The following is a 10,826-nucleotide window of genomic DNA, read 5'->3' on the forward strand; positions in this document are numbered from 1 at the left end:
GCTTATGTCGCGCTCTCCCCGGGGAGCGATGCACTATTGCCCCCGTCGCCTTGCGAGCGTTCGCAAGACTTGACGTACAGACCCCGGACGTCAGGACCACACGATTTTGCCGTACGCGAGACCGCGCCCGTCGTGCGCACGAGACGATTGCTCGTGCGACGCAGCCCGCGTCCACCGCCACTCACCCCGCGTTTCGTGACGATCGCGATACGCCCCTCTGATCGGGATGAGGTGACGGGTGAATACGACAATTCCGAATTTCGGTAAAGTGGAATATTTCTGCGGCTACGAATTGACCTAAGGGATGGGTGTTCGCCCGGAGGGCAACGCAAAGGATGGTACGATCGGGTGTAGCCCGGATGAGCGAAGCGACATCCGGGATTCCGCAAGCACTGTCCCGGGTGTCGCTTCGCTCACCCGGGCTACAGGGGTTATTCCGCCGCGATCTGCCGTGGCGCCGGAGGCGGGTTTGCCAGATCCGCGGCGAGCTGGGCGTAGCGGGCCTTGGCGTCGTGCACCGCCTTCTCCTTCACGGGGCCGTAGCCGCGGATGCGGTCGGGCAGTGACAGCAACTCCACCGCGGTGTCGATCGTGACGGGCGACAGCAGGCCGAGCACGGTGGCGACGTCCTTCTCGTAGCCGGCGATCAGGTCGCGCTCGAGCTTGCGGTCGGCACTGCGGCCGAAAATGTCGAACGGCGTGCCGCGCAGGAACTTGAATTTCGCGAGCACACGGAACACGCTCAGCATCCACGGGCCGAAGGCGCGCTTCTTGGGGCGTCCCAGCGCATCGACGCCTCGGCTGAGGATCGGCGGCGCCAGGTTGAAGTTGAACTTGAAGTCGCCCTCGAACTGGTCGCGGAGCTGCTGCTCGAAGGCGCCGTTGGTGTAGAGGCGCGCAACTTCGTATTCGTCCTTGTAGGCGAGGAGCTTGGCGTAGTTGACCGCGACCGCCCGCGGCAGCGCATCGCCATAGCCGCCCTGCTTGGCAGCATCGCGAACCTGGTCGACCAGCTTGCGATAACGCCGCGCCAGCCGGCCGTTCTGATAGGCGGTCAGGTGCTTGACGCGATGCTCGATCACTTCGTCGAGCGTCATTGCGTCCAGGGTCTTGGGCGCGACGACCTCGTCGGTGCCCTTCAGCATGTCGGCGAGACGCCTGGGATCCGCCACCGCGAGCCGGCCGAGGCGGAAGGCTTCCTTGTTCATCTTGATCGAGACGCCGTTGATCTCGATCGCCTGCTCGATGGCTTCCGCCGACAGCGGGAACAGCCCCTTCTGATAGGCATAGCCCATCATCATCATGTTGGTGGCGATGGCATCGCCGAGCAGTTGCTCGGCCGGCCTGGTGAAGTCGAAGAAGACGGAGTCCTTGTGCAGAGCCGTCTCCAATAGCCCATTCAGCTTGCGCGTCTGGAAGTTGAAGTCGCGGTTGAGGACGAAATCGGCGGTGGGAATGACGTGGCTGTTGATGATGCCGCGGGTGCGGCTGGTGTCGCAGAGCGAGATCGTGTCCTTGGCGACCGCGACCACCTCGTCGGCGGCGAGCACGAGATCGGCCGTGCCGGTGACGATGCGCGAGCAGGTCACCTCGGCCGGGTGATCGGACAGGCGGACGTGGCTGAGCACCGCGCCGCCCTTTTGTGCCAAGCCCGACATGTCGAGGATCATCGAGGCCTTGCCCTCGATATGGGCGGCCATGCCGAGCAGCGCGCCGATGGTGAGAACGCCGGTGCCGCCAACACCGCCGACCGCGATGTTGTAGGGCTTGTCGAGCGTCGGGCGCGAGGCCGGCTCGGGTAGCGCCCCGATATCGGCGAGCTCTGCCGGCGCGCGGTGACGCGGCTTGCCGCCGTCGACGGTGACGAAGGACGGACAGAAGCCCTTCACGCAGGAATAGTCCTTGTTGCAGGACGACTGGTTGATGGCGCGCTTGCGGCCGAACTCGGTCTCCAGCGGCTCGACCGAGATGCAGTTCGACTGCACCGAGCAGTCGCCGCAGCCTTCGCAGACCGCCGGGTTGATCATGACGCGGCGCGCCGGATCCTCCATCAGGCCGCGCTTGCGGCGGCGGCGCTTCTCGGCGGCGCAGGTCTGGACGAAAACGATCGCCGACGTGCCTTTGTATTCGCGGCCCATCTTCATGACGCTGTCGAGCTCGTCGCGATGATAGAGCTTCACGCCCGGTGCGATGCTGTCGGCGGGATAGGCGTCGGGCGTCTCGGAAACCAGATAGATCTCGCGGATGCCTTCGGCGTGGAGCTGGAAGGTGATCTGCTGCGGCGAGAGATCGCCGTCATGGCGCTGGCCGCCGGTCATGGCGACGGCGTCGTTGTAGAGGATCTTGTAGGTGATGTTGGTCTTGGACGCGACCGCCTGGCGGATGGCGAGCAGGCCGGAGTGGAAATAGGTGCCGTCGCCGAGATTGGCGAAGATGTGGTTCTCGTTGGTGAAGGGCGCGATGCCGACCCACGGCACGCCCTCGCCGCCCATATGGGTAAAGGTCTCGGTCGAGCGGTCCATCCACAGCGCCATGAAATGGCAGCCGATGCCGGCCAGCGCGCGGCTGCCTTCGGGGACTTTCGTCGAAGTGTTGTGGGGACAGCCGGAGCAGAAATACGGGGTGCGGGAAACGGGCGCGACCGCCTGCATCTGGGTCGCCTGACGGCCATTGAACCAGTCGGCCTTGGCGCGGAGCATCTCCTTGATCTCGGGGTTAAGATCGAGCTTGAGAAGCCGCTCGGTCAGCGAGGTCGCAAGCGAGGCGACGCTGAGCTCGGCGGAGAAGGTCAGGAAACGCTTGTCGTGCTCGTCCATCTTGCCGACGATGCGCGGGCGGACGTCGTCGCGCCAGTTGAACAGCTCCTGCTTGACCTGGTTCTCGACGATCTCGCGGCGCTCCTCGACGATGAATATCTCTTCGAGCCCGACCGCGAACTGCCGCACGCCTTCCGGCTCCAGCGGCCAGGGCATGCCGATCTTGTAGAGGCGAAGGCCGATCTTGGCGGCGACCTCCTCGGTGATCCCGAGCTCGCGCAGCGCCTGCCGCACGTCCTCATAGCTCTTGCCCGACGCCATGATGCCGAAGCGGGCGTTCGGCGAATCCATGGTGACGCGGTTGACCTTGTTGGCGCGCGCAAAGGCGATCGCGGCAAAGCCCTTGTAGTCCTGCAGGCGGCGATCCTGCTCGAAGCGGTCGTCGGGCCAGCGCAGGTTGAGGCCGCCGGGCGGCAGCTCAAAATCGGTGGGAATGATGAAGGGCTTCATCTCGTCGGTGAGGTCGATCTCGGCGGTGGTCTCGACCGTCTCGGTGATCACCTTCATGCCGACCCAGCAGCCGGAATAGCGCGACATCGCGATGCCGAGCAGGCCCATCTCGATCATCTCGTGGATGCTCGAGGGATAGAGATAGGGCATCAAGGCCGAGATGAAGGCATGGTCGGACTGATGCGGGACGGTCGAGGATTTTGCGCCGTGGTCGTCGCCGGCAAGGCAGAGCACGCCGCCGTTCTTGGCCGAGCCCGCCGCATTGCCGTGGCGGAAGACGTCGCCGCAACGGTCGACGCCGGGCCCCTTGCCGTACCAGATGCCGACCACGCCATCATATTTGGCCCCGGGCGAGAGGTTGAGCTGCTGCGAGCCCCAGACGGCGGTGGCCGCCAGGTCCTCGTTCACGCCGGGCTGGAACTTGATGTTGTATTGCTCGAGATGCTTGCGGGCAGCAAAAAGCTGCTGGTCGTAGCCGCCGAGCGGCGAGCCGCGATAGCCGGAGATGAAGCCCGCGGTGTTGAGGCCGTTGGCGCGGTCGCGCCGGATCTGGGCCATGGGCAGGCGGACCAGCGCCTGGATGCCCGTCGTGAAGACGTGTCCGGTCTGCTGGGTGTATTTTTGATCGAGACTGATCGGACCCTGGTTGATGCCCATGCTGTCCTCGTTTCGCCCTGCTCAGGCCGTTGTTATCGAAAGAGTCGCTTAAGCCGTTGCCTGCCCGTTGTTTTTAGCTAGGGCGCGCCGACCGTCGCCGCCACTCTATGTCGGATATTTCATGATCCGCACCACAAATCTGGGCCAAAGGGCGCGCCGGGTAAAAATCGCAACTTCGTGGCCTCAAACACGCCGGGCATTTTCAATTTGTGTCACCATACCCCCGCCGTCGCGAAATGAATGGCCGCCCCCAAGGGGGCCGCTGACGGCGATTGGTCGCAGGAGACGCCTTCGATGCGGACGATTCTGACTGTGATCGCGTTGTGCAGTGCGGTTGCGAGCACGGCCCTCGCCGGGCCATCGCCGGAGCTGATCGCCTATGGCAAGGCACTCGTCGAGGCCGGCAACTGCGCGGGCTGCCACACCGCCGATCCGGCGAAGCCATTCGCAGGCGGAAAGCGCATCGACACGCCCTTCGGCGCGATCTATGCGCCGAACCTGACGCCGGACCGCGACACCGGCATCGGCGCCTGGACGGACGCCGATTTCGTGCGCGCGGTGCGCACCGGCATCGCGCCCGACGGCTCGAACTATTACCCGGCCTTCCCCTATCCCTACTTCACGCGGATGACCAAGGACGACGTGCTGGCAATCCGCGCCTATCTCGGAACGCTGGCACCCGTGGCGAGCCGCAACAAGCCACCGGAGCTGCGTTGGCCCTTCGGCTATCGCGGCCTGATGCGGCTGTGGAACGCCATGTATTTCAAGCCCGGCCTGTTCGAGCCGGACCAGAGCAAGAGCGCGGCCTGGAACAGAGGCGGCTATCTCGTCACCGGGCTCGGTCATTGCGGCGCCTGCCACACGCCCAAGAACTATTTGGGCGCCGACAGGGACGCGCAGGCGCTATCCGGAAACGAGATCGGCGGCTGGTACGCCCCAAGGCTCGACGGCGCCGTCCGCACCGGGCTGAAATCGTGGAGCGCGGAAGACATCGCGGAGTATCTGCAAAGCGGGCGCAACGCCAGAAGCCATGCCGCCGGACCGATGGCGGAGGTCGTCGTCAACTCGACCTCGAAAATGAGCGATGCCGATGTGCGCGCGATCGCCGTTTACTTGAAGAGCCTGCCCCCGGCGCGGCGCGAGACGATCGTGACGCCGCCGGACGATGCCGAGATGAAGGCCGGCCAAGCGGTCTACGCAAAGCTCTGCGTCGCCTGCCATGAGGCCGACGGGTCCGGCGCGCCGCGCATCTATCCGCCGCTTCCCGGCAACGCGCTGCTGCAATCGATCAATCCGTCCTCCACTTTGCGCATCATCCTCGACGGCGCGTACACCGTGACCACGCCGCGCGCGCCCAACACCGGCGAAATGCCGGGCTATGCCTCGCAACTGTCCGACCAGGAGATCGCGGCGGTGACGAATTACATCCGCAATTCCTGGGGCAATGCGGGCCTGCTGGTAACGCCCGCCCAAGTGGCGAAGGCGAGAAAGCGAGAGGCGAATGGGAAATAGTGAGTGGCGAATGGCCTAGAACTATTCGCTATTCGCCATTCGCGCGCGCCAGCGCTCAGCGCTCCTCATCCCCGGTGAACACGAATTTCGGCATCTCCCATCTGTAGTGCACCGCGAGCAGGCGGAAGCTGAGGCCGAGCACGAAGGTCAAAATCGTCCAGAGCTCGGCATTGAGATTGAAGCCAAACGCCGTGGCGTAGAACAAGCCCGTGACGACCGAGACGCTGGCATAGAGCTCGGATCGAAACAGCAGCGGCACATCGTTGCAGAGCACATCGCGCAACACGCCGCCCGCGCAGCCCGTCACCATGCCCGAGACGATCACGATCGGCAGCGAGGCATCCATCTGCCAGCCGACATTGCAGCCGATCATGGTGAAGACGACGAGACCGATGGCATCGAGCACGATGAAGGCGAGGTGCAGCCGGTGCATGAGGCGCGCGATCAGGATCGTAAGCAGCGCCGCCCCGCCCGGCAGTGCCAGGTAGATCGGGTTCGCCACCCACACCAGCGGATAGTGACCGAGAAACAGATCGCGCAGCGTACCGCCGCCAAGCGCGGTGATGCAGGCGAGAAGACAAACGCCGACATAATCCATGCTGCGCCGCCCCGCGGCCAGTGCTGCCGTCATGCCCTCTGCCGTCAAGGCGACGAGGGCCAGAAAGTGCAGCACGTTATCGGTCGGCGGCAGACTCCACATGGGCTTCGTTCCCTCGTCGCGGCCATGGAACCCGCGTCCAGTTCCCGAGCGAATAGGTTCCCGATTCCCGACACGAGAGCAACATGCGGCGAAAGCATTAGGTGGCGCGGAACAGAATCTCACATCTGAGGGTTGTCTCGCCGTCATAACCCGAGGAGATCAATCGATGGCTGACGAACGTTTTCCCAACGATCCGTACCGCCCGAACCTCGCCGACGATGAGTATGCTCGCGCGGCGCGCCGGGATGCCGACCTGCAGGCCGATCCCGAGCTTGGCGAAGCCCCTGCCTCCAGCGGCAAGGTTGCGCTGTTTGCAGTGGCGGTCGCCCTGGTGCTGGGCGCCGTGTTCTATGGCCTGAACAACACAAGCATGACGAACCAGGCCAGCAATGCGCCGGCAACGCAAACTGCTCAGCAGGCCCCGTCTACCAATCCGGCCGCGCCTCCCGCGGTGCGCGACGTGACACCGCGTAACAACACCGAGCCGGGCGTGACCACGGGTGCGGCGCCGAGCAGGCCGGCCCCTTCCACGGATACGCCCGCTGCAAAGCCGGCGCCGGATGCGCAGACGCCGTCTGGCGGTACGAAGTAACAGTTCGCAACGAGATGTGAGAGCGGCGGGACGATGTCCCGCCGCTCTTCGTTTGCGTCGACCGTTTGCTATTGACTGAAGATCTTGTTGAGCTCGCCGCCGGGATAGCCGCTGGCGAGCTCGGTGAACGTTCCCTTCTCCGCCATCTCCTTCGCGGCGCGCATGAAGCCGCCCCAGGCGGCGCGGGCGAGCGAACCGCCCACGCTGATCCGGCGCACGCCGAGATCACGGGCTTCCTGAAGGGACAGACCGGAGCCGCCGATCAGCAGGTTGAACGGCTTGGGGTGCACCGCCTTCACGACCGCGGCGATGTCCTCGCGGCTCTTCAGGCCCGGCGCGTAGAGACAGTCGGCGCCGGCATCGGCATAAGCGGTCAGTCGGTCGATGACGAGCTTGAGGTCGGTGATGCCCCACAGATAAGCCTCGCAGCGGCCGACGAGCAGCGTGCCGCTGTCGCCGATCGCCTTGCGTGAGGCCTTGATGCGCTCGACTGCGAGGGCGCTGTCGTAGAGCGGCTTGTCCTTGTCGCCGGTGGAATCCTCGATCGAGAGGCCCGCGACGCCGGTGCGCACGCAGCGTTCGACATTGTCCGCGACCCTGTCAGGCTCGACGGCAAACCCGCCCTCGAAATCTGCATTCACGGGAATGTCGACGGCCGAGCTCAATGCTGCCAGATGCTGACAGACGTCCTCGACGCTGACATGGTTGTCGGCCTTGCCGATGGTCCAGGCAAATCCCGCACTCGACGACGCGATCGCCTTGAAACAAACAGCCGCTCTCGTGCATCTTCCTGAATGTCGTGCGCTTGTCAGCAGTTGTCACATGCATGTTTCGCTCCCTTGTTGGCCGCGCAGAGATAGGCGCGCAATCATATGCGCGCTAGTGGGCGTCGTGCACCGCGCGGCTGTCTTTCGGGGCCTCCTCGCGGTCGGTCATGCTGTAGTCGCGGATGACGCTGGCGATGCGCAGATGATAATCCGCGAAGATCTTCGCGCGGCCTTTTGCCTGGGTACGGCGATGCTCCATCGTGTTGCGCCAGGCCTGCACGGCTGCCTCATCCCGCCAGAACGACACGGACAGAATCTTGCCCTTCTCGGTCAGGCTCTCGAAGCGCTCGACCGAGATGAAGCCGTCGATGGTTTGCAGCAGCGGCTTGAGGTCGGCGGCGAGATCGAAATAATCCTGGCGGTGTTCCGGCTTTGGCCAGACCTCGAAGATCACGGCGATCATGGGCGTCTCCTGCTGTTGGTTGCCCTACACTACCACCTTGCGGAGGAACGTGCGCTCTTCCGCGAGGATGAATTTCTCGGCCTCCGCAAAGTTGAAGTTCGCCGTGCCGTCGAGATCGGCGCGTAGCCGTTTGCGATAGGACTCGTACGCTGCAAGGCTTTCGAACGAAATCAAGGCGAACGCGATGTTGTTGGTGCCCTCGTGGGGCATGAAGTAACCGACCAACTCGCCGCCACATCTCGGGATGATGGTGAGCCAGCGCTTCGAATATTCCTCGAATTGCGCTCGCTTGAACGGATCGAGCTGGTAGCGGATGAAGACGGTGACGGGCATGATGGATCCTGATTTTCTCATCGAGAACGCAAAGCGACGCCGTCGCCGCTGAAGCACTGGATTGCTTCGCTGCGCTCGCAATGACGTGTTTGCAGATACACGTTACGCGCTTGCCCGCCCGCGATACTTCGGCTACCATCGAAGCATGAAATCAGGCCCCGACATCGCCATGGTCGCCTCCCTGGTCGGCGACCCCGCACGCGCCAACATGCTCACGGCGCTGATGAACGGCCGGGCGCTCACTGCGAGCGAGCTGGCGCAGGAGGCAGGCATCACGCCGCAGACCGCGAGCTCGCATCTTTCGAAGCTCGAGGCCGGCGGCATGGTCGCGCTGGAGAAGCAGGGCCGCCACCGTTATTATCGGCTCACCGACGACGACGTCGCCTTCGTGCTCGAGGGGCTCGCGGGCCTTGCTGCGCGCACTGGCCACATGCGCGTGCGCACCGGACCGAAGGACCCTGCGCTGCGGCGCGCGCGGATCTGCTACGACCATCTCGCCGGCGATCTCGGCGTGCAGATGCTCGACACCATGCGCACCCGGCAGTTGATCAGGCAGAAGAAGCAGGACATCGAGCTCACGGCCGAGGGCGAGCGCTTTCTGGCCAAGCATCTGCAGATCTCGTCCGACATGCTCGCCCATCCGCGCCGCCCGGTGTGCAAGGCCTGTCTCGACTGGAGCGAGCGGCGGCACCATCTCGCCGGCACGCTGGGCGCGGCGTTGATGCAGCGCTTCGCCGAGCTGAAATGGGCCGCGCGCGATGCCACGCCCGGCAGCCGCGTGGTGAATTTCACCCGTACCGGCGAGAAGCAGTTCGCCGCGCTGTTCGGCGACGGGAAGGACTGATCACGCCGTGTTCGTGAGATCACACAATCGCGTGTGAACTCCCACCGCCGTCATGGCCGGGCTTGACCCGGCCATTCACGTCTCTATTGCGGCTGGCACGTGGATGCCCGGGACAGGCCCGGGCATGACGGAGACCCCCATGATCCGCATCCTATCGGCTGCACTCGCTGCCGCCCTCTTGAGCATCCCGCTCGCAGCCCACGCCGCCGACACCGCATCACGTGAGCCCTATGGCAGCGCGCTGGAAGGCTTTGCCTACCCCTACCCCGTGCACTTCCTGCCACTCGTCAACGACGGCGAGCAGCTCAGCATGGCCTATATGGACGTGGCGCCCGCGCAACCGAATGGCCGCACCGTGGTGCTGCTGCACGGACGCAATTTCCCGTCGAGCTATTGGGCCCCCGTGATCAAGATGCTCGGCGAGGCCGGCTTTCGCGTCGTGGTGCCGGACCAGATCGGATTCGGCAAATCCTCCAAGCCGCAGGGCGAACTGCATTTCGACACGCTGGCGCGCAACACCATCGCGCTGCTCGATCATCTCAAAATCGACAAGGCCGAGATCGTCGCCCATTCGCTCGGCGGCATGCTGGGCGTGCGCATCGCGCGCGCCTATCCCGACCGCGTCGCGCATCTGGTGCTGACCGCGCCGATCGGACTGGAGGATTACCGCCTCTTCGTGCCGCCGACGCCGACCGAGAAGATGATCGAGAGCGAGGACAAGCTCACGGCGGAGGGCTACCGGAAACAGCTCCAGACCAATTACGCGATCAAGCTTCCGGCCGATGCGATCACGCCGTTCATCGATGCCCGCTTCAACATCAAGGGCAGCCCCGACTATCCGCGCTGGCTGCGCGCCTTCGTCAGCTCGGGCCAGATGATCTACCGAGAGCCGGTGGCGCACGAGATTCCGCTCATCGCGCTGCCCACGCTGTTCATCATGGGGGCCGACGACCACAACGCGCCGGGCCGGCCACTCGCGCCCGAGGCGCTGCGGGCCAAGATGGGGCAGAACGCCGAACTGGCGAAGGCCCTGGCGGCGAAAATGCCCAATGCGAGGGCCGAAGTGATCCCGAACACCGGGCATCTCGTCTTCCTGGAGGCGCCCGAGAAGTACAAGGAGCTGGTGCTTAATTTTCTCGGCCGCTAGCGACACTTGCGTGTCGTCTGAGGCAGCATGCGCGAACCGTTCATGCCGCATTCAGGTCATGATTGGCAGGTTTGGATCGCGAAGTGTCGACACGCCCCAGATTTAACGTGTCGAATCGTGTCTCTTGATTCATTGTGCGCCGCAAGCGCCATTCCCCTAGCCTGCCTAAGGACAGAAGGAAGACCAAATGAAGTACCTGTTTGCCGCCGTCATGCTCGCCAGTGCGGTCGTCGGTTTCAGCGAGGTGGCCAGCGCCGCCGGCGGTTGCGGCCCGGGTTGGTATCGCGGCCCCTATGGCGGCTGCCGTCCGATGCGCGGCCCGGTCGTCGTTCGTCCCGCTCCGGTGGTGGTCGCCCCGGCGCCGGTCGTCGTTGTGCCTCGCGCGCGTGTGTGCCCCTACGGCTTCCGCTGGTACGCTGGCCGCTGCCGCCCGTTCTGATCCTGTCCATTTGCGTTCCAGAGTGGCCGCGCGGCGGAAGCCAGCGCGGCCTTTTTTTTCGGATTGCTGCCGACGAGTTCGTCCGCCGCCGGACCGAAGCGCCTCC

9 protein-coding genes and 1 pseudogene are annotated in these 10,826 nt (G+C 64.7%); 5 read left to right on the forward strand and 5 right to left on the reverse strand.

Annotated features, from left to right (window positions below; all coding sequences use genetic code 11):
• Nucleotides 1-431: 431 nt before the first annotated feature.
• The gene (locus AX729_RS23715) at nt 432-3,923 is read right to left on the reverse strand and encodes an indolepyruvate ferredoxin oxidoreductase family protein (protein ID WP_061026711.1); all 3,492 of its coding nucleotides are present in this window, start codon (nt 3,921-3,923) and stop codon (nt 432-434) included.
• Nucleotides 3,924-4,217: 294 nt separating this feature from the next.
• On the opposite strand from AX729_RS23715, the gene AX729_RS23720 reads away from it, so the two are divergent.
• Nucleotides 4,218-5,435, forward strand: coding sequence for a c-type cytochrome (locus tag AX729_RS23720; RefSeq protein ID WP_061026719.1), 1,218 nt, complete (start codon nt 4,218-4,220; stop codon nt 5,433-5,435).
• A 55-nt stretch (nt 5,436-5,490) separates the two neighbouring features.
• Here AX729_RS23720 and AX729_RS23725 read toward each other — a convergent pair whose 3' ends face one another.
• Nucleotides 5,491-6,135, reverse strand: coding sequence for a trimeric intracellular cation channel family protein (locus AX729_RS23725; RefSeq protein ID WP_061026712.1), 645 nt, complete (start codon nt 6,133-6,135; stop codon nt 5,491-5,493).
• Nucleotides 6,136-6,301: 166 nt separating this feature from the next.
• Between AX729_RS23725 and AX729_RS23730 the strand changes: the two genes are divergently transcribed.
• Nucleotides 6,302-6,727: a hypothetical protein gene (locus AX729_RS23730; RefSeq protein ID WP_061026713.1), complete on the forward strand. Its 426-nt coding sequence runs from the start codon at nt 6,302-6,304 to the stop codon at nt 6,725-6,727.
• A 68-nt stretch (nt 6,728-6,795) separates the two neighbouring features.
• On the opposite strand, the pseudogene AX729_RS23735 reads toward AX729_RS23730, so the two are convergent.
• The 3 genes and pseudogenes from AX729_RS23735 to AX729_RS23745 all read right to left on the reverse strand — a co-directional run bounded on the left by AX729_RS23735 (nt 6,796) and on the right by AX729_RS23745 (nt 8,290).
• Nucleotides 6,796-7,555 (reverse strand): annotated as a pseudogene (locus tag AX729_RS23735) (isocitrate lyase/PEP mutase family protein).
• A gap of 51 nt (nt 7,556-7,606) precedes the next feature.
• Nucleotides 7,607-7,957: an antibiotic biosynthesis monooxygenase family protein gene (locus tag AX729_RS23740; RefSeq protein WP_061026714.1), complete on the reverse strand. Its 351-nt coding sequence runs from the start codon at nt 7,955-7,957 to the stop codon at nt 7,607-7,609.
• A gap of 24 nt (nt 7,958-7,981) precedes the next feature.
• Nucleotides 7,982-8,290, reverse strand: coding sequence for an NIPSNAP family protein (locus AX729_RS23745; RefSeq protein ID WP_061026715.1), 309 nt, complete (start codon nt 8,288-8,290; stop codon nt 7,982-7,984).
• A 145-nt stretch (nt 8,291-8,435) separates the two neighbouring features.
• On the opposite strand from AX729_RS23745, the gene AX729_RS23750 reads away from it, so the two are divergent.
• From AX729_RS23750 to AX729_RS23760, 3 genes are all read left to right on the forward strand, one after another.
• The gene (locus AX729_RS23750; RefSeq protein WP_061026716.1) at nt 8,436-9,134 is read left to right on the forward strand and encodes an ArsR/SmtB family transcription factor; all 699 of its coding nucleotides are present in this window, start codon (nt 8,436-8,438) and stop codon (nt 9,132-9,134) included.
• Nucleotides 9,135-9,273: 139 nt separating this feature from the next.
• On the forward strand, nt 9,274-10,281 hold the full coding sequence (locus AX729_RS23755; protein WP_061026717.1) for an alpha/beta fold hydrolase: 1,008 nt from the start codon (nt 9,274-9,276) through the stop codon (nt 10,279-10,281).
• Between the two features lie 187 nt (nt 10,282-10,468).
• Complete coding sequence (locus AX729_RS23760) at nt 10,469-10,720, forward strand: GCG_CRPN prefix-to-repeats domain-containing protein (protein ID WP_061026718.1); 252 nt, start codon at nt 10,469-10,471, stop codon at nt 10,718-10,720.
• The last annotated feature ends 106 nt before the right edge of the window (nt 10,721-10,826 follow it).

It is taken from the genome of Bradyrhizobium sp. CCH5-F6 (assembly GCF_001556045.1).
In the GTDB taxonomy this organism is placed as follows: Bacteria; Pseudomonadota; Alphaproteobacteria; order Rhizobiales; family Xanthobacteraceae; genus Bradyrhizobium.

Excerpts from the sequence above, each read along its gene's own strand:
- AX729_RS23750 (WP_061026716.1), top strand. The coding sequence starts at position 8,436 with ATGAAATCAGGCCCCGACATCGCCATGGTCGCCTCCCTGGTCGGCGAC.
- AX729_RS23745 (WP_061026715.1), bottom strand. The coding sequence starts at position 8,290 with ATGCCCGTCACCGTCTTCATCCGCTACCAGCTCGATCCGTTCAAGCGA.
- AX729_RS23755 (WP_061026717.1), top strand. The coding sequence starts at position 9,274 with ATGATCCGCATCCTATCGGCTGCACTCGCTGCCGCCCTCTTGAGCATC.
- AX729_RS23715 (WP_061026711.1), bottom strand. The coding sequence starts at position 3,923 with ATGGGCATCAACCAGGGTCCGATCAGTCTCGATCAAAAATACACCCAG.
- AX729_RS23725 (WP_061026712.1), bottom strand. The coding sequence starts at position 6,135 with ATGTGGAGTCTGCCGCCGACCGATAACGTGCTGCACTTTCTGGCCCTC.
- AX729_RS23720 (WP_061026719.1), top strand. The coding sequence starts at position 4,218 with ATGCGGACGATTCTGACTGTGATCGCGTTGTGCAGTGCGGTTGCGAGC.
- AX729_RS23740 (WP_061026714.1), bottom strand. The coding sequence starts at position 7,957 with ATGATCGCCGTGATCTTCGAGGTCTGGCCAAAGCCGGAACACCGCCAG.
- AX729_RS23730 (WP_061026713.1), top strand. The coding sequence starts at position 6,302 with ATGGCTGACGAACGTTTTCCCAACGATCCGTACCGCCCGAACCTCGCC.
- AX729_RS23760 (WP_061026718.1), top strand. The coding sequence starts at position 10,469 with ATGAAGTACCTGTTTGCCGCCGTCATGCTCGCCAGTGCGGTCGTCGGT.